Source organism: Halorussus salilacus (genome assembly GCF_024138125.1).
Taxonomy (GTDB): domain Archaea; phylum Halobacteriota; class Halobacteria; order Halobacteriales; family Haladaptataceae; genus Halorussus; species Halorussus salilacus.
The window spans coordinates 428,379-450,661 of sequence record NZ_CP099993.1 but is presented as its reverse complement, the minus strand read 5'-3'; the positions used below and the strand labels follow the sequence as shown (position 1 = coordinate 450,661).

The following is a 22,283-nucleotide window of genomic DNA, read 5'->3' as shown; positions in this document are numbered from 1 at the left end:
TAAATTCCGGGGACAGCGGCGTGGTGACCTCGGTTCTCGCGTCCGGCGTCGGGGTCTCGAACGCCGGAGGTTCGGTAGGTGCAAACACTCATGATGGAGGCCTCACAACTACCGGGTATGAACAAGTGGCTTCGCTACGGCGGTCTGGCCGTGCTGTTGCTCGTCGGCGTCGTGGTCGCGCTGGAGGTCCTGAGCATCGTCTTCGGTATCGTCTCGTTCCTCGTCGAGGCGGTCGTCTCGGTCCTCGTCCTCGGGGTCCTGCTGTACCTGGCGTACCTCGCGGTCTCGAAGCTCAGGGGCGGTGGCGGGTCGGGCGGCGGTCGGTCCCGGTCGCGCGAGAAGGACAAAATCTTCGAGTGAGCGCCGGGACCCGAGCGCGGTCGGGGTGGTCGGGGTGGTCGGGGTGGTCGGGGTGGTCGCGACGGACTCGGACGCGATGACGCCCGGTAACGCGGCGTGCCGGAACGGCCGAGGGGCGCTCCGCGGGCGACGACATATAGATAACACTACCTTTTGGACAAAAATTATATGAGTCCGTGAGATATGATTACTTACCCCACGCTCGAATCGCGATTCGAGGTGGACGCTTCACCATGACACGAACACGCAAGCTCCTGTTCGTCGTATCGGTCGCGCTCCTCGCCGTCGGACTGGCGTCGTCGCCTGTCTCGGCGCTGGAGCAGAATCCAACGACGCTCGACGCGGGCACCAATTGCGAATGCCTCGACGGCGGTGGCGGTGACGACGATGACGGCGGTGGCGGCGGCGGCGAACTCGAACCCAGTCTCGACGGCGGGCTCTTCTTCGAACTCGACGCGGGCGGAGGCGGCGGCGGTGACGACGACGACGGCGGCGGTGGCGGCGGCGAACTCGAACCGTAACGGTCCCGAACGAGACTGAACGGTTTTTTACTCCTCGCGCTCGGAGTGGCGGGTAATGACCCGACACGACTACGAGGACCTCGGCCTCGTGGCTGGCCTCGAAATCCACCAACAGCTCGACACCGAGACCAAGCTGTTCTGCGGCTGTCCGACCGAACTCCGCGAACCCGAGGATGCGGAGCGCCGGTTCACCCGATACCTCCACCCGACCAAGAGCGAACTCGGCGAGATCGACGAGGCCGCCCTCGAAGAGAGTCAGGTCGACCGCGAGTTCGAGTACCTCGCGTACGACTCGACCTGCCTTGTCGAGGAGGACGACGAACCGCCCCACCGACTCGACGAGGAGGCCCAGGAGGTCGTCCTCGAAATCGCCCAACTGCTCGACATGGACGCGGTCGATCAGGCCCACGTCATGCGAAAGATCGTCGTCGACGGCTCGAACACCTCGGGGTTCCAGCGCTCGACCCTGATGGCGACCGACGGCGAAATCGACACCTCCGAGGGGTCGGTGGGAATCGAGGACCTGATGCTCGAAGAGGAGAGCGCCCAGCGCGTCGAGGAGCGCGAGGACGGCGTCCTCTACAGCCTCGACCGGCTCGGCATCCCGCTCGTGGAGATCGGCACCAAGCCCGACATCCGCTCGCCCGAGCAGGCCCGCGAGGCCGCCGAGACCATCGGGATGCTCCTGCGCTCGACCGGTCGGGTCAAGCGCGGGCTCGGCACCATCCGTCAGGACGTGAACATCTCCATCGCGGAGGGCGCGCGCGTCGAGGTCAAGGGCGTCCAGAGCCTCGACGACATCGACGACCTCGTTCGAAACGAGGTCCACCGACAGGTCCGACTGCTCGAAATTCGGGACGACCTCCGCGAGCGCGACGCCGAGGTCGGCGAGGTGGCCGACGTGACCGAGGTCTTCGCCGACACCGACTCGGGAGTCATCCGCGGCGCGCTCGACTCCGGCGGGAAGGTGACGGCGGTCCCCCTCTACGGCTTCGACGGACTCGTGGGTGCCGAAATCCAGCCCGACCGCCGCCTCGGCACCGAGCTCTCGGACCACGCCAAGCGCCACGGCGCGGGCGGCATCTTCCACACCGACGAACTCCCGGCCTACGGCGTGACCGAAGACGAAGTGACCGACCTCCGCGAAGCCGTCGGCGCGGGCGAGACCGACGCGGTCGCCATCGTCGCGGCCGACCCCGAGACCGCCGACCTCGCCATCGAGGCGGCCGCCGAGCGCGCCGAGACCGCGCTCGACGGAGTCCCCGAGGAGACCCGCGGCGCGAACGAGGACGGCACCACCCGCTACCTCCGGCCCCTCCCGGGCGCGGCCCGGATGTACCCCGAGACCGACGTGCCGCCTGTCGACCCCGACCCGACCGCGGTCGAGACGCCCGAGCTCCTGACCGAGAAGGCCGAGCGCTACCAGAGCGAGTACGGTCTCGACTCCGGACTCGCCGAGCAGGTCGCCTACGGCAAGCGAATGGCGCTGTTCGAGGAGGCGGTCGAGGACCTCGGCGTCGATCCCACGCTCGCGGCGGGGACGGTCGAGAGCACCGTCACCGAACTCCGGCGCGACGACGTGCCGGTCGAGGACCTCACCGACGACCACGTCCTCGACACTCTCGAACTGGTCGCGGCTGGCGAGACCGCGAAGGGCAACGTCGGCGAGATACTGACCGTCCTCGCGGAGAACCCCGACCTCACCGCGGCGGAGGCCGTCGAGCGCGAGGGCCTCGGGAGCGCGGGCGACGAGGAGGTCCGGGAGGCGGTCGCGGAGGTCGTCGAGCGAAACGCCGAGCAGGTCGAAGAGGAGGGTATGCAGGCGTTTTCCGCGCTGATGGGCGAGTGCATGGGCGCACTCGGCGGCAAGGCCGACGGCGACCTCGTGAGCGAGGTCCTCCGCGAGGAGATACAGAAGCGGGCCTGAGGCGTTTGGTCGGGCGGAGCGAGTTCGAGGTTCCGGACGGGCTCGGCGGCGCGGTGTCCGTCCCGCTCCTCGACGACGGCCACGCCGCGCTCTCGGGCGAGGAGACGGCGGCCGACGTCGAACTCCGAGTCGCGCGTCAGCTTCCGTCGGCGAGTCTGTCGACCGACGACTCTATCTGTCCGATGTGTTCGGCCTGCTCTTCGGTCGCAGTCGCGACCGCCGAGACCTCCCGGGCGATGTCGTTGGCGTGACGTGAGACCTCGTCGACCATCGCCGACACCTGCTCGGCGGTCACGGCCTGCTCGTCGGTCGCCTGGGCGACCTCCTCGATGCCGTTGACCGTCTCCTCGACCGCCGTGACGATGTCCCGGAGGGTCTCCATCGCGCGTTCGACGTTCTCGATTCCCTGCTGGACGCGTCGCTCGGTGCGTTCGAGGCTCTCGACGGTGTCGCCGGTACTCGCGTGGATGTCGTCGACCATCCCCTCTATCTCGCTGGCCTGCTGTTTCGACTGCTCGGCGAGCGCCTTGACCTCCTCGGCGACGACCGCGAAGCCGTCGCCCGCCTCGCCCGCGCGGGCCGCCTCGATGGAGGCGTTCAGCGCGAGCAGGTTGGTCTGCTCGGCGATGTCGTCGATGACGTCGACGACATCGTCGATCTCGGTGACCGTCTCCTGGAGGTCGGTCATGTCGTCGGTCACGTCCCCCCGTGCGTCGTCGATGTCGGACATGGCGTCCATCGCGTTGCTCGCGGTCTCTTGGCCGTCCTCGGCGAGTTCCATGGCGCGGCGACTCGTCTGCTCGACCTCCTCGGCGCTCGCGGCGATCTCCTCGACGGTCGCGCTCATGTTCTCGGTCTCGGCTGCGATTTCGTCCACGTCGACCGCCTGCTCGTCGGTCAGGTCGCGGATGGACTCGGTGCTGGCGGCGACGTCCTCGGCCGACGACGAGAGGTCGTCGAGGTCCCGGTGAACCTCCTCGGAGATGCCCCGCTGGAGCGACTGCATCTCCGCGTTGGTCTCGCGTATCTGCTCGCTGTACGAGTGGATGTACGTGTCCGTGACCATCTGCATGTCGAGGTTCGTTATCCGCAACAGCGAGAGGATGTCCTCGATACCGTCTTCGAACTCCTCGCGGACGACCTCGGCGGCGTCGTCGCCGACCCTGCTCGCGGCCCGCTCGATGGCCCGGTCGGCGATCCGCGGAACGAGGATGTTGTAGTAGAGCATGTACGCCCCCAGATAGTGTTTCATCGGCATGTCGAGCATGTCGTGTATCTTGCCGATGCGGGCGCGGTCCGCGAAGTGTTCCGGGCCGTACTCGCCGTCGCCGAGCGAGACGAGGTACTCCGCCTGCGTCCGCTTGAGTTGGTCGACGGTTCGAGTCGAGCGGTCGAGCACCGCCTTCGTCTCGTCGTAGTCGGTCAGGTGGTCGTAGAACTCCTCGACGGCGTCGTCGGCGACGGACGCGAACTGATCGGACAGTCCCGACAGCCGCTCGGCGTCGCTCTCGTCGAAGTTCGTGAACTCCTTTCGCCAGTCGATCTCGTCCTCGTCGACGTCGAGGTCCGAGAGAAGCGACTCACCGTCGATACGCTCCGCGAATTCGCCATCCGTCGCCGCGCCGTCCATGATTCGCAGAACGAACGTCCCGTACTTAACGCCGTTGTAGATTATCACCCGTGAAAACCGCGGTCCGGCAGTCCGGCTGTCGCGTCAGAGCGACGGCTACGCTACGGAGCGTCACGACCGCGCATCGGAGCGTCACGGCCACGCGTACCGGCGCACGCCCGCGACCGCCTCGCGGAAGATGGCGGTCCACCGCGGCTCGGCGACGCGCTGGGAGACCAGGTACGCGCCCGCCACGAGCAGTCCCGCGAACGCTGCGTCTGCCAGCCAGTGGATTCCCAGATACAGCGTCGAGAGGACGATGGCGAACGCCAGCGCCGCCATCGCCCTGGCGTATCCGGCGTCGGCCTTTCGGGCGTACAGCGCCGCCAGCACCGACAGCCCGGTGTGGAGGCTCGGGAACGCCTTCACCAGCGTGTCGGTGCCGTAGATGCCGTACCGGATGGCCGGGCTGAGCTGGTACATCAGCGGTTCGACCCCCGAGAGGTACAGCGACGACACCTTCACCGGGAACAACAGGAAGAAGGGGACCGACGAGACCACCGTCAGGACGTACGCCAGCGCGTACCGGCGAGCCTCCTCCTCGGCGCGGGCCTTCAGCACGAAGTAGGTGAGCAGGACGATGAACGGGAACCCCACGAGGTAGATTACGGTGGCGACGTAGGTCAGCGGCGGGGTCGCGACCGCCTGAAAGGCCGCGACCGTCGCGCCCTCGACCGCGTACACCGCGCCGGTGAACGTCCGCGGGGCGTGGAAGTGCAACGCGAGCGCGTTCACGACCTGTGTGACGGCGGCCGCCGCGCCGAGGTACTTCCAGTCGCTCCGGACGAACTCCGCGAACAGGGTCCCGAGTCGCTGGTCCGGGATGAACACCCGCTTTCCCGCGAGCAGGGCGGCGACGGTCGGGACTGCGACTAGAAGGTTGAACTGGACACCCAGCGCCAGCGAGGAGACCGCCGTGCTCGACTCTCCGACCGGGAACATGTCGACTCTCGTGCGGGGGAATTCTCCGCGAATCGGTAAAACCGTTCGGGCGGCGAGGAGACCCGGTCGGGGCCCGCGGCCCCGCCGCGGGCCCCGACCGCGGTCTTCCTTCGGGTCTTCGGGTCTTCGGGTCCCCGAGCCTCCGACCTCCCGACCGCGGGCTCAGTCGTCCTCGGCGTGGTACATGGCGCGCCGGAGGACCCCCCGGAGGGTCCGGACCTCCCGGCCGGTCGGGTGGGCGCGGCCGACGAGTCGGCGGGCGAGTCGGAGGGTCTTCTCGCGCTTCTCGGGCGGGTGGTCGACCGCGTCGAGGAACTCCCCGAAGTGGTCGTAGAGCCCCTCGATTTCGGCCTCGTCGGCGCGCTCGCGGGCCACGTCGGGGTGTTGGGTCTCCTCGACGGTCAGCTCGCGGAGCTCGTAGAGGGTCACGGTCGCGGCCTGCCCCAGATTCAGCGAGGAGTAGTCGGCGCTCGCGGGAATCGAGCACACCTCGTCGACGCGGGCCATTTCGTCGTTGGTCAGCCCGTTGTCCTCGCGGCCGAATATCAGGACGGTGTCGGCCCGAACGTCCCGGAGACTGTCGGCGAGTTCGGCGGGCGTCTTGAACGGGAACCGGCGGTGCTTGCGGGCGTCCTCGTTGGTCGTGGCGGTACAGCCGACGGTGTGGTAGTTCGCGACGAGTTCGTCGAAGGTGACCTCGTCGTAGTTGGGGAGCACGTCCTCGCGGGCCTGCCCGGCGTAGCCGTAGGCCTCGCTGTCGCGGCCGAACTCCGGCGGGTCGACCAGCTTGAGGTCGTGCATGCCGAAGTTCTTCATCGCCCGGGCGATGGTGCCGATGTTGCCGGGCGTCTTCGGCTCCACGACGGCGACTGCGGGTTTCACGAGGGGTACTCCTGATTCAGGTCGAGGTCGGCGTCGTCGAGGTCGAGTTCCTCGCGGCCGTTCTCGTCGTCCCCGTCCCCGTCGCTCTCGTCGTCCTCGCCGCCCACCGTGGTGACCTCCATGTTCCGGAGGTCGATGCGCTCGCGCTCGCGGTCCGGGCGCTCGATGTCGTGCGCCCCGGGGTCTGCCTCCGGCGGCTCCGGGATGTCGTCGGGGTCGGTCTCGACGTGTTCGATGCCGCCGTACCCCTCGGGCGCGCGGCCGCCGTCGAGGAACCACTCGTGAAACGCGTCCTGAAGCTCGTCCTCGCCCTTGTATCGGTCGCCGCCCGCTTCGAGGAACCAGTAGAGGAAGTCGGTCTCGTGGTCCCGACAGAGGGTGACCTCCGAGAGGGGTTCGCCGTAGACGACCTCCGAGACGTTGCACTCGCGGAGGTTCTCGTCGCCGTGGATAAGCCAGCAGGCGTCGCACGGCGACCCGACCAGCGTCTGGAGGCGGAGGAGTCGCTTTCGCGGGTCGTCCGGAATCTCGTCGAGCGGCTTGAACGCCCCGTCGTCGTCGAACACCTCGTCCTCCTCGAAGCGCCAGCCGCGAAGCCCGATGCTGACCTTGCCCATACGGTCGGGAGTAGCGTTTCGGGGGTGAAAAAGAGCGCGCTTGCGGTCGGAACTCTGCCGAATCCAGTGACTTGATATATCTGAACTATATAAGTATCACCAACGATATGGAACGAGGATTCAAATCGAGCGTTCTGGTGCTGGCCGTCGTCGGAATGCTCCTCGTCGGGGCGATTCCGTTCGGCGTCGGCATCGCGACCGCCGACGACGAGTGGCCCGACGACGAAGAAGACGCGGCGGAGGTCGGCCCCGGAACTCACGAGGGGTCCATCGATAGCTCCGACGACACCGACTACATCAAGATGCCCGTCGAGAAGGGCGACACGGTGACTGCGACCTTGGAGAAAGCCCAAGGCGACGACGTCATCGGAAGCATCTACTGGCCGGGCGGCGCGACTTCACTGGAGGGCGAAGCGAAGACCGAGGACACCGAGAAGGCGACCGTCGATGAGGACGGATACTTTTACGTCGAACTCCACAGCGAGTCCGACGAAGACTTCCCCGAGGACTGGTCGGTGACGCTCGACCGGAACGAGGGCGCAGACGAGTGGCCCAACCACGAGGAGAACGCAATCGAAGTCGGGCCGGGAACTCACGAGGGGTCGGTCAACAGCTGGGACGACACCGATTACATGCGGATGCCCGTCGACGAGGACGACACGGTGACCGCGACGCTGGAGAAAGCACAGGGCCACGACATCACCGGATCCATCTACTGGCCGGGCGGGGCGACCTCTCTGAGCGGCGAGGACAAGTCCGAAGACACCGAGAAGGCGACCATCGAGGAGGAAGGCTACTTCTACGTCGAACTCGAAAGCGACAGCGTCGAGACCGAGTCCGAGGACTGGTCGGTCACGCTGGACCGGACGAAGGACGTTGACGAGTGGCCCGACAAAGAGGAGGACGCCACCGAGGTGGGGACGGGAACTCACTCGGGCGCGATAAGTAGCTGGGACGACACCGACTACATGCGATTGCCGGTCCAGAAGGGCGACACGGTGACCACGGCGCTGGAGAAAGCGCAGGGCCATGACATCGTCGGGAACATCTACTGGCCGGGCGGGGCGACCACCTTGAGCGGCGAATCGCAGGAGAGGATTACCGAGAGCGCGACCGCCGATGAGACCGGCTTCCTCTACGTCGAACTCGAAAGCGACAGCGTCGGGACCGAATCCGAGGACTGGTCGATATCCTTCACCGAGGGCGCACCGACCACGACGACCACCGAGACGACGACCACCGAGACGACGACTGCGACCACGACGACCGAGACCACGACGACCGAGACCACGACCACCGCGACTACGACTGCGACCACGACCACCGAGACCACGACCGAGACTACGACCACCGCGACTACGACTGCGACCACGACCACCGCGACTACGACTGCGACCACGACCACCGAGACCACGACCGCGACCGAAACGACGGAAGAGGCCCAGACGAAGACTTCAGCTACGTCGTCACCCGACACCGAGACCGCAACTTCAGAGCCCGACACCGAGACCGCAACCTCCGAACCCGACACCGAGACCAATCCCACCGAGACGACGGCTTTCGACGAGACCGCAGAGGCCGACGACAGCAACGAGGCGTCACAGCCCGGATTCACCGGTTCCGCGGCGCTCGTGGCGGTCATCGTTGCACTCGCGCTGGCGCGGCGTCGAGGCGGGGCCGGACGGTAGCGCGGAGGCGGTGCGAGCGCCGACCGACGCGAAGCGACTTCCTTTTTATCTCTCGGTCCACGCCTATCCCACATGCAGAACGTCACCGCCGCGGGGTTGGGCATCGGCGACGACCACCCGCCGCGAATCATGGGGGTGTTGAACGTCAGCGAGGAGTCCCCCTACGACCCCAGCGTCTACGACGACCCGGGGGAGGCGGCCGAGTACGTCGATTCCGAGCTCGTCGACGAGGGCGCAGACATCGTGGACGTGGGCCTCGAATCCGCGAACAAGCGCTTCGAGGTCCTCTCCGCGGAACAGGAACTCGACCGGCTCGACACCGCGATAGCGGCCATCGAGAGCGTCTCGGGCGACGCCGTCTTCTCCATCGAGACCCGGTACGCGGAAGTCGCGGACGAAGCCCTCTCGCGGGGGTTCGACATGGTCAACGACATCTGCGGGTTCGCCGACCCGGAGATGCCCGCGGTCTGTGAGGCCCACGACGCCGCGGTGGTCAAGATGGCGAGTCCGCCCGACCTCGAACGTCCCGGCGCGATAGAGCGGCCGGACGACATCTACGACGCCCTGAAGCGCGAGGGCCTGACGGACAAGACCATCGTGGACCCCGCGTTCGGCGGGTGGTCCGAGAAAAAGACCCTCGAAGACGACCGCGAGACGTTCCGCAGGCTCCGGGAGTTCCGGGGGCTGGGTCGGCCCATCCTCGTCTCCATCAACCGCAAGAACTTCCTCCGGGACATCGCGGGCCGGTCGACCGAGGAGGCCCTGCCCGTCTCGCTCGCGGCGACCGCGATGGCGGTCGAGCGCGGCGCGCACGTCGTCCGGACCCACGACGTGGCCGAGACCGCCGACGCCGCGAAGATAGGTGCGGCGTTCGCCCGCGAACGCACCTTGGAGGAGGAACTCGGCGTCGAGGAACTCGACGTGACCACGACCCGGGAGGCGGCCCGCCACCTCGACCGAATCGGGGCCGAGGGCTCGCTGGCCGAGGAGGCGACGGTCCGGGCGTTCGAACTGACCGGACTCGACGAACGCGACCGGCAAGTGCTCGCGTCGGCCGCGAGCGACGCTGGGGCGGCCTTCGCGCCCGGCGAGTCGGCGAGCCTGCTCGCGGGGTCGCCCGCCGCACTCGCGCGGCTCGAATCGGGGTTTTCGGACGCCTCGCCCCGTCTCGACGCGGTTCTGGATGCAGTCAGCGAGCGAGAACGCTAAGAGAAAACTTATACCGAGGCGAGAACAATTCCCGATGGGAAGCCGGAAGGGCGCTCGCGGGTAGGGGTACTTGCAAGCGAACTTCCGGCTCGGACGATTCCTGACCATGAACTACGAGACGTGGAGCCCCGTCTATCGGGAGATACTGGACGACTTCGGGTACGACGAGTCGGGCGACGAGGCGGCCAGAGACGCCCTCGCCGACCTCACTCGGCCGTTCGACTGCAATCGACTCGACGCCGCCGGGAAGCGGGTCGCGATTGCGGGGGCGGGACCGTCGCTCGCCGACGACCTCGACCGCGCCCGGAGAGCCGACGCGGTGTTCGCGGCCTCGACCGCGGCCGATACCCTCCGCGAGGCGGGTATCGCGGTCGACTGCATGGTGACCGACCTCGACAAGAACCCCGAGACCGCCCGCGACCTGACCGACGAGGGGACCCCGGTCGCGGCCCACGCCCACGGCGACAACGTCCCCGCGGTCCGCGAGTGGGTCCCGCGGTTCGACGCCGAGTGGGTGCTCGCGACCACGCAGTCCGAACCGGTCGCCCACGTCCGGAACTTCGGGGGCTTCACCGACGGCGACCGGGCGGCGTTCCTCGCCGACCACCTCGGCGCGGCCGAACTCGTCTTCGTCGGGTGGGACTTCGACGACCCGGACGTGACCCCCGAGAAGGCCCGCAAGCTCCGGTGGGCCGAGCGACTCCTCCGGTGGCTGGAGGTCCGACGCGGCGAGGCGTTCGCGGTGCTCGACGGGCGGCGCGCGGAGTTGGACGTGAGCGGATTCCCTCGCTAGACAGTCCGTCGCACGCCAGTTGTGTTATAGACAGGTTCAAGAATATCGAGATATTAGGGATTTTTATCCGAACTAAATCGATGATCTTGGATTTGAAAGACTTCTCCGAGTACCGAGACGGTCTGCTGTTCCTCGCGCTCGCCGCGGTGTGGGGGACCGCGTACCCCGCGATAGACGTTGGTCTGCGCGCGCTCCCGCCCGTGACGTTCGCGGCGCTCCGGTACGACCTCGCGGGGGCGCTCCTGCTGGCGTACGCCGCGGTCGCCGCGCTCCGGCGCGGCGACCGCTGGCGGCCCCGTGGGTTCCGGGAGTGGCGACTGGTCGGCGTCGGCGGCCTCCTCGTCGTCGGCCTCCACTTCGCTCTGCTGTTCGTCGGACAGGGGTACGTCTCGGGGAGCATCGCCTCCGTGGTGATGAGCACGACCCCCGTGCTGATGCCCCTGTTCGCGCTGGTCCTCCTGCCCGACGAGCGCCTCGACCGGACCGGCGCGGTCGGCATCGTCTTGGGCCTGCTGGGGGTCGCTGTCGTCGCGCGGCCCGACCCCGGTGGCGGCGGCGCGAACGCGATGGGGGTCGTCCTCCTCCTGCTGTCGGCCGCGAGTTTCGCGCTCGGGTCGGTGCTGACCGAGCGCTGGGACGCCGACCTCCCGCTGGTCCCGATGCAGGCGTGGATGATGGTCGTGGGCGCGCTCGCGCTCCACGCGCTCGCGGCCGGTCCGGTCGGCGAGTCGGCGTCGCTGTCGGCCGTGACGCCCGCGACCGTCGCGGCGCTGGTCTACCTCGCGGTGGCCGCGAGCGTCGGCGGCCTGCTCGCGTACTTCACCCTGATGCGGCGGGTCGGACCCAACGAGGTGTCGCTGGTCAACTACGCCGTGCCGATGTTCGCCGCGCTCGGCGAGTGGGCCGCGCTCGGTGGCACCGTCGAGGGGACCACCGTCGCGGGCTTTCTGGTCATCCTCGCGGGCTTCCTCGCGGTCAAGTGGGACGCCCTCCGGCGCGCGGCGACCCCGACCCCCGACCGGCCGACACCCGACTCGTATTCGTCGGGCGGCGGTACGGTGATGGTCCGCGGAAACGTCTACTACCGCGACGTGGAGTAAGTCACTCCAGCGCCTCGACCGCCGCCTCCGGGGCGTTCGACTTGACGCTCTCGATGCCCTGCCGGGCCTTCTGCTTCGAGGCGTACCCCTCGCCCGAGTCGGCGATGACGTTGCCGTTGTCGTGGACGAGTCGCCACCGCCACTCGTCGCTCCTGTCCTCGTACAGTTCGAAGGTCGCTTTGCTCACGGTTGGTCCTCCACGCGTTGGTGCTCAGCGGGGGGACAAAAATCCTCGCCGGGTCAGGCGTCGGGCGCGAGCGCGTCGATGGTCGCCTCGACCTCGCCGCGCTCCGCCCCGCGCGGGAACGACACCGCGACCCGGTCGACGCCCTCGATTCGCTCGAACGCCGCGAGCCGCTCGCGGGCCGCCTCGGGCGTGCCGACCGCGCCGAGGTCGTCGAGCAGGTCGTCGCCGACCGCCGCCAGCGCGGCCGCTTGGTCGCCGTTGCCCCACGCCGCCGCGATCTCGTGGGCGGTCTCCTCGTAGCCCTGCCGGGCCAGCGCGTCCCGGTAGAAGGTGCCCATCGCGCCGACGTAAAACGAGAGGTGTTGGCGTGCGAGTTCGCGAGCGCGCTCGCCGTCCTCCGAGACTGCGCAGGTCAGCGAGAGGGTGACCCGCACGTCGTCGGGGTCCCGACCGCCGAGTTCCGCGCCGCGCCGGAGGTCGTCCAGTCGGTCCCGGATTCCCTCGGGCGTGAGCATCAGCGCGTGCCACCCGTCGGCGAACCGCCCGGCGAGTTCGACCGACTTCGGTCCCATCCCGGCGGCGTCGATTGGCACGGGGGTCTCGGGCGGGTCGCATCGCAGGCGGAATCCGCCGAGGGTGAAGATGTCGCCGTCGTAGTCGACCGTCTCGCCCGAGAGGACCGCCCGGACCACGTCGATGTACTCGCGGGTCCGCCGGAGGGGTCGTTCGAACTCCGCGCCGTGCCAGCCCTGAATCACCGCGGGACCCGAGGGACCGAGCGCGATTCGGAGGCGGCCCTCCGAGAGCTCCTGGAGGGTCGCGGCGGTCTGGCCCACGAGCGCCGGAGACCGGGAGTAGACGTTGAGTATCGACGGCCCGATGCCGATGTCGTCGGTGCGCTCGGCGACGGCCGAGAGGACGGTCGCGGCGTCGCGACCCCACGTCTCGGGGAGCCACGCGCGCCGGTAGCCCCGGTCTTCGGCGCGCTGTGCGAAGCCGACGATGTCCGCAACGGTCGGCTGTGCCGAGACGGGCAGGTGAACGGTTCGGTCGGTCATGGCCGGGACCACGGAGGCCGCCACCATAGTTCCCCGCCAACCGCGCGGATGGGGAACGGAGTTGATTCGGTGTGGCGTTGGGAACCCGGGTGCTCGCCGGGGGTAGGCTCCGCGGGTCGGCCACCCGGGCGACCGCGGGACCTCTGATCACACCTCGGGCGACTCCAGCACGTCCGGGACGCCCGCCGCGGTCACGGTCTCACCCACGACGAACGACGAGGCCGGACTCGCGAGGAACCGGGCCACGTCGGCGATCTCCTCGCTGACGCCGACCCGGCGCTCTACCTCCTCGCGCGCCACGTCGTCGGCCGAGATTCCCATCTGGCTCTCCAGTCCGGGGGTGGCGACGAACCCCGGCGCGATGCAGTTGACCCGGACGCCGTCGCTGGCCCATTCAAAGGCCAGCGACCGGGTGAGGTTGACGACCGCGGCCTTGGCCGCGCCGTAGTGGCTCATGTAGGGCGCGCCCTGCTGGCCCGCCACGCTCGCGAGGTTGACGACGCTCCCGCCGCCGTCCTTGAGGTGCTCGCCCGCGACCTGCGTGCAGTTGTAGGTCCCGGTGAGGTTGATGTCGAGAATCTTCGCCCAGCCGTTCGGGCTGATGTCATCGAAGTTCGCCACGAAGCTCGCGCCCGCATTGTTGACCAGCACGTCGAGGCCGCCGAACTCCTCGACCGTCGCGTCGACGAGCGCCGAGACGGCGTCGCGGTCGGTCACGTCGCACTCCACCGCGAGGGCGTCGCCGTCGGCGACGCCCTCGCGGATTCCCTCCGCGACGGGGTCGACGTTCCCCTGCTCGCGCGAGCAGACCACCACGTTCGCGCCGTCGGCCGCGAACTCCTCGGCGATGGCCCGCCCGATGCCCGAGCTCGCGCCCGTGACGATTGCGGTCCGGTCGGCGACCGAGAACCGGTCGTGGGTCGGATTCGTCATCGTGGGCCGACGACGACCCCGAGCTACAAAACTGGTGGGAAACCGCGGGTGGGTTCCACGGGGTTTCCCGCGACATCGTGGAACCGAAATCAGTTACATTTCTCCGCTATTTACCGGAATTCGGTTTCTCGTTAAATCTATACCGATTACGTTCCTCCTGCGCGACATGGACCTCTCTGTCGGTCGCGCGGAGCGGGGACTGGCGTTCTCTCTCGACGAGGTGACCGGCGCGGTCGGCGACTCGGTCACGGTCCTCCCGGTCGTGGTCGCGGTCGCCGCGCTCACCGACCTCGGGCTCCCCCTGCTCCTGCTGTGGTTCGGCGTCTTTCAGGTCGTCTGGGGGCTGTGGTACGGCCACCCCGTCTCGGTCGAGCCGATGAAGGCGCTCGCCGCGCTGGTCATCGCGGGGTCGCTGTCGGTCGCGGAACTCGCCCTCGCGGGGACGCTCGCGGGAGGCGTCCTGCTCGCGCTCGGGGCGGTCGGCGCGCTCGGCGCGCTCGCCGACCGCATCGACGACGCCGTCATCCGGGGCGTCCAGTTGGCGGTCGCGCTGGTCCTCGCCCGGACCGGGGTCGAACTCGGCGCGGCCGACCCGGCGGTCGCGCTCGGGGCCGCGGCCGTCGGCGTCGCGGTCGCCGCTGTCGGCTACCCCCGGGCGAGCGCGCTCGCGGTGCTCGCGCTCGGGGTCGGCCTCGCCGGGGCCGAGACCGGGCTACCGGGCCTCGCGGTTCCCGACCTCTGGGTCGGGGTCGCGGTCGCGCCGACCGCCGATGCGCTCTCAGCGACGGCCGCACAGCTCGCGATGACCGTGGGCAACGCCGCGGTCGCGACCTCGCTCCTGCTGTCGGACCTCTTCGACGCCGAGGTCTCGCCCGACGAGCTCTCGGCCAGCATGGGCGCGATGAACCTCGTCGCGGTCCCGCTCGGCGCGTTCCCGATGTGTCACGGGAGCGGCGGGGTCGCCGGGAAGTACGCCTTCGGAGCGCGGACCGCGGGGTCGAACGTCGTGCTGGGCGTCCTCTACGCCGGGGCGGCGCTCGGCGCGGCCGGACTGGTCGCCGCGTTCCCCCTCGCGGCGCTCGGCGTGGTGCTCGTCCTCGTGGCGGCCCAGTTGGCCCGGACGAGCCTCCGGACCGACTCGGTGGGCCTGACGGTGGGTATCGGCGTCCTCGGCCTCCTCACGAACGTTGGGTTCGCGTTCTTCGCGGGCATCGCGGTCTCGGCGCTACGCTCGCGAGTTGGGGGGTCGGCGGCGTGAATCGGTGTCTCGCCGGGACCGAATCCGGACGAGTCAGTCGTCGGCCAGCGCGCTCGCTCGCGCCTGCCCGCCCGCGTCGGCGCTCGCGGTGGCGGTTCGGTACGCCATCAGGAGCATCGCGACGATGAGACACAGGCCCCAGACGAACGCGGTCGGGTGGAGGAATCCGAGGCCGAACCCGCCCGCGAGCCACACCGTCAGCGGGAGGAACCACTGGCCGACGACGTAGAGGCCCGTGACCGCCGACCGAATCCGGCCGACGACGCCGAGCGCGTCCACCGCGAATCCCATCACTATCGCGAGGATGGACAGCACGCCGAGGTGGGCGTGCCCGCCGATCATCCAGGCGGGGGCGGCCTGCCCCGACGCCAGCAACACGTTCTGGTACAGTCCGACGACCATCATCGCCGCGAGTCCGAGGAACCCGGACGTTTTGAGAACTCGTGTCATACGACACGATTCGAGACAGTCCCCCGCGTTAAAATTACCGGATTCCCATCATTCCCGTGGGAACCGCGTTCGGACCACCGCGTTTGACAATCCGGCGGTCCGACGTTCCACGCATGCATCTTCACTGGCACCGCCGGGACCTCCGGGCCGCCGACAACCGCGGTCTCGCGGAGACCGCCCGGGAGGCCGACTCGGTCCTGCCGGTCTTCGTCCTCGACCCCGGGATTCTCGACCACGCGTCGCCGCCCCGCGCGGCCGCCCTGCTCGACGCGCTCGAATCGCTCCGCGCGAACTACCGCGAACTGGGCGGCGACCTGCTGGTCGTCCGGGGCGACCCCCGTGAGGAACTCCCCCGGGTCGCCGACGAATACGGCGCGGAGGCGGTCTCGTGGAACCGCGACTACTCGGGGCTGGCGCGCGACCGGGACGCCGAAGTTCGCCTCGCGCTCGACGACGCCGGGGTCTCGCGGGCGGTCTATCACGACGAACTCCTCCACGAACCCGGCTCCATCCGGACGAACGCGGGCGAGCACTACTCGGTGTTCTCGTACTTCTGGAAGAAGTGGCGCGACCGCGAGAAGGACGACCCCCTCGACGCGCCCGCGGCCGGGTCCGTCACGGACCCGGCCGCGGGCGACTCCGACGCCGGGGACCTCCCGACGCTCGACGACCTCGGATTCGACGCGCCCGAGGCCGAGGTTCCGGCGGTCGGCACCGAGTCGGCCCGCGACCGACTCCGGGCGTTCTGCGGGGACGCGGTCTTCCGGTACGCCGAGGACCGCGACTACCCCGCGCGAGAGGGGACCTCGCGGCTGTCGGTCCACCTCAAGTACGGGACCGTCGGAATCCGGGAGGTCTGGCGGGCGACCGAGGACGCGATGGCCCGGGCCGACGGGAGCCCCGACGAGGAGGGGAGCGAGGCCGCCTCCGTCGGCGAGTACCAGCGCCAGCTCGCGTGGCGGGAGTTCTACGCCCACGTCCTCGCCGCCCGCCCCGACGTGGTGGCGAGCGACTACCGCGGCTACGAGAACGCCGTCGAGTGGCGCGAGGACCCGAAGGGGCTCCGGGCGTGGAAGGAGGGTCGGACCGGCTACCCAATCGTCGACGCCGGGATGCGCCAGCTCCGCGAGGAGGCGTGGATGCACAACCGCCTGCGGATGGTGGTCGCCTCGTTCCTCACGAAGGACCTCATGGTCGACTGGCGGGCGGGCTACGACTGGTTCCGCCGGAGACTCGTCGACCACGACCCCGGGAACGACGCGGGCGGCTGGCAGTGGGCTGCCTCGACCGGAATGGACGCCCAGCCGTACTTCCGGGTGTTCAATCCGATGACGCAGGGCGAGCGCTACGACCCCGACGCCGAGTTCGTCCGGGAGTACGTCCCCGAACTCCGGGACGTGCCCGCCGAGAAGATTCACGCGTGGCACGAACTGAGCGACGACGAGCGCGCCGAACTCGCGCCCGACTACCCCGCGCCCGTCGTGGACCACGCCGAGCGCCGCGAGCAGGCCATCGCGATGTTCGAGAAGGCGCGCGGCGACGACTGAGATTCTACTCCCCGAAGGGGTCCTCGAAGTCGTTGCGAATGAAGTACCGGACCCAGTTGCCGTAGGTCCGGTCGTCGGGCCGGTCGGCGACCTGTTCGTACCGGACGACCCCGTCGGTGTCGACGACGTACGTCCCCGCAACGCCGGTCAGGCCGTGGCTGGTCTCCTCGGTGCCGCTGTAGCGCTCTGCGACCTCGCCGTCGGGGTCGGCGAGCAGTTGGAAGTCGTAATCGAACCGGTCGCGCATCTCGACCAGTTTCGGCAGTTCGCTCGTCACGACCGGGAGAACGTCGACGCCGTCGTTGAACCGGAGGTCCTCGAACACCCGGCTGAACGTCGCGAGCTGTTCGGCGCAGAAGCTACACCAGTGACCGCGGTTGACCAGCACGACCGTCGGCCCGGAGTCGAGTGTGTCTTCGAGCGACACCTCGCCGCCCGACGTGCTTTCGAGCGCGAACTCCGGTGCGGTTTCGCCTTCGAGTGACATGGGCGGACGGAGGGCCCCCGCTTCAAAGCGACTTGCGGCCGGGGCGAGAACGGTCGCGACCGCCGACGTGAGAACGGCCGCCGACCGCGACGCCCCGCGCGTTCCGGGGCGAGGGCGACCTGACGCGCTCTCGACCACTCGCTTAACACTTAACCGAGTGGCCGTTGGGGGACGAACGGGGGAGACAGAATGACCACTTACGAGCTACCGGAACTGCCGTACGACTACGACGCGCTGGAACCGGTCATCGACGAGCGCATCATGGAACTGCACCACGACAAGCACCATCAGGGGTACGTCGACGGCGCGAACGCCGCGCTCGACCAGCTGGAGGAGATGCGGGGGTCCGGCGACTTCGGCGACGTGCGCGCGGTCAAGCGGAGCCTCGCGTTCAATCTCTCGGGCCACGTCAACCACACCGTCTTCTGGCAGAACATGCACCCGGACGGCGGCGGCGAACCCGGCGGCGACCTCGCCGACGCGCTCGACGAGCACTTCGGGGGCTTCGACGGCTTCCGGCAGGACTTCGAGGCCGCCGCGAAGAACGCCGAGGGGTCCGGGTGGGGGATGTTCGTCTACGACCACGTCGCCGACAAGCCGATGGTCGCGGCCGCGGAGAACCACCAGAACCAGCACCCGCAGGGCGCGACGCCCCTGCTCGTGCTCGACGTGTGGGAGCACGCCTACTACCTCCAGTACGAGAACAACCGCGGCGAGTACGTCGAGAGCTTCTGGGACGTGGTGAGCTGGGCCGACGTGGAACAGCGCTACCAGCAGGCCCAGCAGGCCGACGCGATTCCGGTGGACACCGGGACCCACTGACGGCGCTCGGGGGTCGGCGGGCGACCACGTAAATACCACTTCTCTTACTGTAATCGATTTCACCACCCGTCACCTGAAGCGCGGGTAGCGGCCCCGAAGCACTCGTTTAGCACGCACCGCGTTCCGTGTTACCAAACGCCTTCTCAACCTTTAATACCGACAAGTGACATATGACAAACGGAGGAATCATTCATGTCCGAGCGATCCGAACCCGAACTGCCACCGCTCCCGTACGACTACGACGCCCTCGAACCCCACATCTCCGAGCAGGTGCTGACGTGGCACCACGACACCCACCATCAGGGCTACGTCAACGGGCTCGACAGCGCCGAGCAGACGCTGGCCGAGAACCGCGAGAGCGGCGACTACTCCGGCACCGCGGGCGCGCTCGGCGACGTGACCCACAACGGCTCGGGTCACTACCTGCACACGCTGTTCTGGGAGAACATGGACCCGAACGGCGGCGGCGAACCCGAGGGCGACCTCCGCGAGCGCATCGAGGAGGACTTCGGCTCCTACGAGGGCTGGAAGGGCGAGTTCGAGGCCGCCGCGAGCGCCGCCGGTGGCTGGGCGCTTCTGGTCTACGACCCCGTCGCCAAGCAGCTCCGTAACGTCGCGGTCGACAAGCACGACAACGGCGCGCTCTGGGGCGCACACCCCATCCTCGCGCTCGACGTGTGGGAGCACTCCTACTACTACGACTACGGTCCCGACCGCGGCGACTTCGTCGACAACTTCTTCGAGGTCGTCGACTGGGACAACGTCGCCGAGCAGTACGAGAAGACCGTCGGCAACCACGAGTAAGACGACGCCGTCGTCGCGTCGAGTACCGAACCCGATTTTTTTTTTCGGCCCGACCCCGATAGCCGCGACTGGCGGCGTTCGAACGCCGCCAGTCGCGACTTCGTCCCGCTGTTCACTCCGGTGCGAACGAGTCGACGGGGTGGTCGTCGACGACCGCGGTCAGTTCCTCGTACAGCGCGCCGAAGTCGTAGCCGCCCTCTCGCCGGTCGAAGCTCGCGAACACTCCAATCTTCCGGTCGGCGTCCGAGAGGAACGTCCGGAACTTCTCGAAGCCGTCGAATCCGCGGACCGTGTACTCGTAGTCGGCGTAGTAGAGGTCGTCGTAGGTGTCGCGGGTGACGTAGCCGTACCGCTCGTTGTCGACGAACCGGTCGACGTCTATCTCGCCGATCTTGGCCGCCACGTCGTCTCGGACGAACATCGCCTCGTGGCCCGTCTCGTCGAACAGCCACACGTCGCGGAGGGCCTCGTCCCCGAACGCCTCGACGGTCTCGACCAGCGCGGCCTTTCCGGACCGGCGCTCGCCAGCGTCTGCTCCCATGTCGTATGATATCTAGCAAGGAATAACATAAAAATTAGGAACGATTCGGCCCGTTCCGCACGGTTCCGGCGGCCGACGACCAGAGGGGGTACCGGCCGTGAGACGAACGATTTACCCGGGCGTCTGGCGTAGCCCCCGCCATGCCCCGACCCAAGTCGGACTTCGACCAGCTGTACCCCTGCGACTTCTACGAACCCGACGAACTGCTCGACGACGACCGGATGTACACCGTCTACGAGATAGCTCGCCTCCTCCAGGGCGTCGAGGCCGACGCCGAGCTGGACCGCGAGACGGAAGACATCCTGCTCGACTGGGCCATCCCGTGGGTGGTGTTCAACGCCGAGGACCTCGTCGTCGCCGAGCCCGAGAGCGACGAGGAACCCGGCTACTACGGCCTGAAGACCGACGGCGAGCGATGAGGGTCCTCGTCGTCGGCGGCGACCGCGTCGACGCCGGGAAGACGACGTTCACCACGGGCCTGCTGGACTCCCTCGACGACCGCGGCGCGGTGGGGTTCAAACCCCGCGCTGGCAACGACTTCTGGTTCGACCACGACGACTACCGCCGGGCGGTCGGCGACGGGCGGCTGTACGGCAAGGACGCCAGACGGCTCGCGGAGGCCAGCGCCGCGGCGCTGGCCTCCGCGAGCGACCGGGCGCGACCCGACGACGCGGACGCGTTCGCGCCCGAGGACTGCAACCCCATCCACCGCCTCTGGCGGCCCTCGCCCGGGCCCGACACCGGACTCGTCGGCGTAGCCCACCGGGAGTTCGTCCTCGACAGGGTCGGCGAGTCGTTCGTCGTGAACGCCACCGCCGACGTGCCCGAGTCGGCGCGCGAGAACCTCCCGCTCGCCGACGCCCCGACGGTCTCGACCGTCGAGGAACTCGACGAGGTGACGCGCCAGCTCCACCTCCCGATGCTCGACGGCCTCGCCGACCGCATCCGCGAGACCGAGACCGCGGTCGTGGAGTCGTACGCCGACGTGGCGCTCCCGATTCGGGACCTCGCGTTCGACGCGGTCGCGGTGGTCGAACCCGGCCGAATGGCCGCCTACGACGGCGACCGCTTCCTGAAGGCCTGCGAGGTCGCCGGACGGAGCCCCCGCGAGGGCGAACTGGAGGTCCACACCGGCGACGTGACCGACCTCGCCGACCCGAAGGCCACGGTCGGCCTGCCCGCGCTCGCTGGTCGTGACCGCGGCGACCCCGCCGCGGTCGCGCGGGCCTACGCCGACGCCTACGACGCCCTGCTCGGGGTCGCCGACGGATAGTCAGAATCCGATGTGGGACGTTGAGCCGGGCATGTCCTCACCGTCATCGCCCTCGTCCCCGCCGTCGCCGTCCTCGATGCCGCCCTCGTGGAGGAAGTCGTAGCCGCCGTCAGTGAGATACACCTCGCCGTCCTCGACCGCGACGTCGACCGAGACCAGCGTCGTGTCGGCGGCGTCTCCGTTGTCGCAGTAGCCCGAACACGCGTCGAACATCGACCCGTGTTTCGGACAGATTATCCGGCCGTCGCGCATCGCCGCGCCGAACCCGCGGTCGAGGCGCTGGGCCTCGTGGGTGCATCGGTTCACCCACGCCTCGACCGCGGCGTTCTCCCCGCTTCGTTCGTTCCCTTCGCCTCCCTCGTCCTCCTCGCTTCCCTCGTCCTCCTCGCCTCCCTCGTCCTCCTCGCCTCCCTCGTCCTCCCCGTTCTCGCAGGGGACGAGGATGACCTCGTCGGGTTCGCCGTACGGGTCGCGGACCGTGAACAGCCACGAGCGGTTCTCCCTGACCGTCTCGACCGTCGTGAGTCGCGTTCTCCCTGTCACGGCCGAAATGGTGGCGGGCGAAAAGTAAATCCTTTCGACGGGTCGGCCTACCCCATCCGGGCGGCCCGCCCCGCCAACTCGATGTCGTGGTAGGGGTTCGTGGTCACGCTCGGGCCGTGGCCGGTGTGCATCTCCGCGAGGTGTTCGTCCACCCGCTCGCGCACGCGGTCGATGCTCTCTATCAGCTTCCCGCGGTCGCCCTCTTCGAGGTCGGTCCGGCCGAAGCTCCCGTTCTGGAAGACGAGGTCGCCCGCGAACAGGACGCCAGCCCCCGACGAGTGGAAGCAGAGGTGGTCGTCCTTGTGGCCGGGGGTGTGGAGTGCGGTGTAGGAGTCGCCGCCGATTCGAACGGTCTCCCCGTCTGCGATGGCGTGGTCCACGCCGGGTTGGCCGGTGTCGAAACCCCACGCCTCGACGCCGAAGGCCTCTTTGACCGCCTCAAGATTCCCGACGTGGTCCGGGTGAGTGTGAGTCAGGATTACTGCATCGAGGTCGGCGTCTCGCTCGCGGATTCGGGGTTCCGCGTCGAAGTTCGCTCCGGTATCGACCAGCACGGTCCGGTCGCCCTCCACGAGGAAGGCGTTGCTCGTGAACGCCTGCACGCCGCGCGCGACGTTGGTTATCATGCGCGGTGGTAAGAGGGGAGGTGGTTTGTGAGTATCGTTGGCGACC

24 protein-coding genes and 1 pseudogene are annotated in these 22,283 nt (G+C 68.8%); 13 read left to right on the top strand and 12 right to left on the bottom strand.

Translation table 11 applies throughout. The features are described from left to right. Positions 1-117: 117 nt before the first annotated feature. The 3 genes from NGM10_RS02260 to gatE all read left to right on the top strand — a co-directional run bounded on the left by NGM10_RS02260 (position 118) and on the right by gatE (position 2,808). Positions 118-360 carry a hypothetical protein gene (locus NGM10_RS02260; RefSeq protein ID WP_253481367.1) on the top strand — a complete coding sequence of 81 codons (243 nt, stop codon included), beginning with the start codon at positions 118-120 and terminating at the stop codon, positions 358-360. Between the two features lie 233 nt (positions 361-593). Further along, positions 594-881 carry a hypothetical protein gene (locus tag NGM10_RS02255; protein ID WP_253481364.1) on the top strand — a complete coding sequence of 96 codons (288 nt, stop codon included), beginning with the start codon at positions 594-596 and terminating at the stop codon, positions 879-881. Between the two features lie 55 nt (positions 882-936). Further along, on the top strand, positions 937-2,808 hold the full coding sequence (gene gatE / locus NGM10_RS02250) for a Glu-tRNA(Gln) amidotransferase subunit GatE (protein ID WP_253481361.1): 1,872 nt from the start codon (positions 937-939) through the stop codon (positions 2,806-2,808). 136 nt (positions 2,809-2,944) lie between these two features. Here gatE and NGM10_RS02245 read toward each other — a convergent pair whose 3' ends face one another. The 4 genes from NGM10_RS02245 to NGM10_RS02230 all read right to left on the bottom strand — a co-directional run bounded on the left by NGM10_RS02245 (position 2,945) and on the right by NGM10_RS02230 (position 6,918). Next, the gene (locus NGM10_RS02245) at positions 2,945-4,486 is read right to left on the bottom strand and encodes a globin-coupled sensor protein (RefSeq protein WP_253481359.1); all 1,542 of its coding nucleotides are present in this window, start codon (positions 4,484-4,486) and stop codon (positions 2,945-2,947) included. Between the two features lie 84 nt (positions 4,487-4,570). Next, positions 4,571-5,419, bottom strand: a complete 849-nt coding sequence (locus tag NGM10_RS02240) for a phosphatase PAP2 family protein (protein ID WP_253481357.1) — start codon at positions 5,417-5,419, stop codon at positions 4,571-4,573. Between the two features lie 162 nt (positions 5,420-5,581). Then, the gene (locus NGM10_RS02235) at positions 5,582-6,301 is read right to left on the bottom strand and encodes an RNA methyltransferase (RefSeq protein WP_253481355.1); all 720 of its coding nucleotides are present in this window, start codon (positions 6,299-6,301) and stop codon (positions 5,582-5,584) included. Next, the gene (locus NGM10_RS02230) at positions 6,298-6,918 is read right to left on the bottom strand and encodes a DUF8114 family protein (RefSeq protein WP_253481353.1); all 621 of its coding nucleotides are present in this window, start codon (positions 6,916-6,918) and stop codon (positions 6,298-6,300) included. The genes NGM10_RS02235 and NGM10_RS02230 overlap by 4 nt, the downstream gene beginning before the upstream one ends. Before the next feature lie 107 nt (positions 6,919-7,025). Between NGM10_RS02230 and NGM10_RS02225 the strand changes: the two genes are divergently transcribed. The 4 genes from NGM10_RS02225 (at position 7,026) to NGM10_RS02210 (ending at position 11,708) form a co-directional block, all read left to right on the top strand. Beyond that, the gene (locus NGM10_RS02225) at positions 7,026-8,606 is read left to right on the top strand and encodes a PGF-CTERM sorting domain-containing protein (RefSeq protein ID WP_253481351.1); all 1,581 of its coding nucleotides are present in this window, start codon (positions 7,026-7,028) and stop codon (positions 8,604-8,606) included. Between the two features lie 72 nt (positions 8,607-8,678). Next, complete coding sequence (gene folP, locus NGM10_RS02220; protein ID WP_253481349.1) at positions 8,679-9,815, top strand: dihydropteroate synthase; 1,137 nt, start codon at positions 8,679-8,681, stop codon at positions 9,813-9,815. A 106-nt stretch (positions 9,816-9,921) separates the two neighbouring features. Further along, positions 9,922-10,608, top strand: a complete 687-nt coding sequence (locus NGM10_RS02215; RefSeq protein ID WP_253481347.1) for a 6-hydroxymethylpterin diphosphokinase MptE-like protein — start codon at positions 9,922-9,924, stop codon at positions 10,606-10,608. A gap of 92 nt (positions 10,609-10,700) precedes the next feature. Continuing rightward, positions 10,701-11,708 (top strand): DMT family transporter, encoded by a 1,008-nt coding sequence (locus NGM10_RS02210; protein WP_253481345.1) that lies wholly within the window; start codon positions 10,701-10,703, stop codon positions 11,706-11,708. 1 nt (position 11,709) lies between these two features. On the opposite strand, the pseudogene NGM10_RS02205 reads toward NGM10_RS02210, so the two are convergent. From NGM10_RS02205 to NGM10_RS02195, 3 genes and pseudogenes are all read right to left on the bottom strand, one after another. Further along, positions 11,710-11,919: pseudogene (locus NGM10_RS02205) on the bottom strand (HVO_2922 family protein); the annotation flags it as partial. Between the two features lie 29 nt (positions 11,920-11,948). Next, entirely contained in the window at positions 11,949-12,953 is a 1,005-nt protein-coding gene (locus NGM10_RS02200) for a TIGR04024 family LLM class F420-dependent oxidoreductase (RefSeq protein ID WP_253481341.1), read from the bottom strand. Positions 12,954-13,100: 147 nt separating this feature from the next. Next, positions 13,101-13,886 (bottom strand): SDR family NAD(P)-dependent oxidoreductase, encoded by a 786-nt coding sequence (locus tag NGM10_RS02195; protein ID WP_253481339.1) that lies wholly within the window; start codon positions 13,884-13,886, stop codon positions 13,101-13,103. Between the two features lie 166 nt (positions 13,887-14,052). On the opposite strand from NGM10_RS02195, the gene NGM10_RS02190 reads away from it, so the two are divergent. Continuing rightward, positions 14,053-15,144 carry a putative sulfate/molybdate transporter gene (locus NGM10_RS02190; protein WP_253481336.1) on the top strand — a complete coding sequence of 364 codons (1,092 nt, stop codon included), beginning with the start codon at positions 14,053-14,055 and terminating at the stop codon, positions 15,142-15,144. A 33-nt stretch (positions 15,145-15,177) separates the two neighbouring features. On the opposite strand, the gene NGM10_RS02185 is transcribed toward NGM10_RS02190, so the two are convergent. Beyond that, entirely contained in the window at positions 15,178-15,594 is a 417-nt protein-coding gene (locus NGM10_RS02185; RefSeq protein WP_253481333.1) for a DUF8059 family membrane protein, read from the bottom strand. A gap of 113 nt (positions 15,595-15,707) precedes the next feature. Here NGM10_RS02185 and NGM10_RS02180 point away from each other — a divergent pair, with 113 nt between their 5' ends. Then, a complete protein-coding gene (locus NGM10_RS02180; RefSeq protein WP_253481332.1) occupies positions 15,708-17,141 on the top strand; it encodes a cryptochrome/photolyase family protein in 1,434 nt (477 codons plus the stop codon). Between the two features lie 4 nt (positions 17,142-17,145). Here NGM10_RS02180 and NGM10_RS02175 read toward each other — a convergent pair whose 3' ends face one another. Further along, positions 17,146-17,628: a peroxiredoxin family protein gene (locus NGM10_RS02175; protein WP_253481329.1), complete on the bottom strand. Its 483-nt coding sequence runs from the start codon at positions 17,626-17,628 to the stop codon at positions 17,146-17,148. A gap of 189 nt (positions 17,629-17,817) precedes the next feature. On the opposite strand from NGM10_RS02175, the gene NGM10_RS02170 reads away from it, so the two are divergent. Together NGM10_RS02170 and sod are read left to right on the top strand one after the other, a co-directional pair. Then, a complete protein-coding gene (locus tag NGM10_RS02170) occupies positions 17,818-18,450 on the top strand; it encodes a superoxide dismutase (protein ID WP_253481326.1) in 633 nt (210 codons plus the stop codon). 192 nt (positions 18,451-18,642) lie between these two features. Further along, positions 18,643-19,254, top strand: coding sequence for a superoxide dismutase [Mn] (gene sod, locus NGM10_RS02165; protein WP_253481324.1), 612 nt, complete (start codon positions 18,643-18,645; stop codon positions 19,252-19,254). A 112-nt stretch (positions 19,255-19,366) separates the two neighbouring features. Here the strand turns inward: sod and NGM10_RS02160 are convergent, their stop codons facing one another. Next, positions 19,367-19,795 carry a DUF7522 family protein gene (locus NGM10_RS02160; RefSeq protein ID WP_253481322.1) on the bottom strand — a complete coding sequence of 143 codons (429 nt, stop codon included), beginning with the start codon at positions 19,793-19,795 and terminating at the stop codon, positions 19,367-19,369. Positions 19,796-19,935: 140 nt separating this feature from the next. Between NGM10_RS02160 and NGM10_RS02155 the strand changes: the two genes are divergently transcribed. Both NGM10_RS02155 and NGM10_RS02150 read left to right on the top strand, forming a co-directional pair. Then, positions 19,936-20,214: a DUF5827 family protein gene (locus NGM10_RS02155; protein WP_253481320.1), complete on the top strand. Its 279-nt coding sequence runs from the start codon at positions 19,936-19,938 to the stop codon at positions 20,212-20,214. Further along, positions 20,211-21,068, top strand: coding sequence for an ATPase (locus NGM10_RS02150; RefSeq protein ID WP_253481318.1), 858 nt, complete (start codon positions 20,211-20,213; stop codon positions 21,066-21,068). Before NGM10_RS02155 ends, NGM10_RS02150 begins: the two co-directional genes overlap by 4 nt. Here the strand turns inward: NGM10_RS02150 and NGM10_RS02145 are convergent, their stop codons facing one another. Next, a complete protein-coding gene (locus NGM10_RS02145) occupies positions 21,069-21,611 on the bottom strand; it encodes a Rieske (2Fe-2S) protein (RefSeq protein ID WP_253481316.1) in 543 nt (180 codons plus the stop codon). Between the two features lie 47 nt (positions 21,612-21,658). Next, positions 21,659-22,237 (bottom strand): MBL fold metallo-hydrolase, encoded by a 579-nt coding sequence (locus NGM10_RS02140; RefSeq protein WP_253481314.1) that lies wholly within the window; start codon positions 22,235-22,237, stop codon positions 21,659-21,661. Positions 22,238-22,283: the final 46 nt, after the last annotated feature.